1 pseudogene is annotated in these 618 nt (G+C 41.7%); it reads right to left on the bottom strand.

Annotated elements, in window-relative coordinates:
• Window positions 1-618: pseudogene (locus R7Z49_RS26035) on the bottom strand (TonB-dependent receptor); the annotation flags it as partial.

The raw sequence follows: 618 nt of genomic DNA on the forward strand, positions 1-618 counted from the left end.
AGAAGGAATATAGAAAATTTCTTTGTTCGCGCTTGCACTGTTGTACTCTTTGTTGACGTTCTTAATGTCTTTATCACTAAAGGATGCACCGTACACAAAGTAATGCTCTGTACTACCAAGCGAGAGATATTTGTCAAACTGTGAGTCAAACTGGTAGCCTTCATCCTCGTAGATGTAGTCTTTACGTTGGATATTCTGGCCTTTAACACGATCAGTAATGCCGTTTTCTTCCTTGCTAAGCCAATCTAGTTGCCAGGTAAGGGAGTCCGCTAGGGCCGTTTGCATCTCCCAAATATGTTTTATACCAACTTGATATTGCTCTGTTACATCTTCACTTGTTGCATTCGTATAACCGTTGTAAGACTGCTTTCCGTTGCCTTTGTTGCGAATATAATTCCCATTGAACTCAACACGATGTGCATCATTGACTTGGTACTGAAGTTTAACCAGTAAGTTGTTCGCTTCAGTACTTGCATCTGCTAGATCTCCAAAGTTATCCAGTTCATTGCCGTCGCGACGCGTATAGGCAACTAAAGATTCCAAATCGCCCGCTTTGTTCGCTAGTGCAACAGATTCACTGAATGTATTGTCTTCGGAAGAGTAGTTGAACTTCGCATG

The sequence above is a fragment of the Vibrio sp. 1562 genome, assembly GCF_033340155.1.
GTDB lineage: Bacteria > Pseudomonadota > Gammaproteobacteria > Enterobacterales > Vibrionaceae > Vibrio > Vibrio alginolyticus.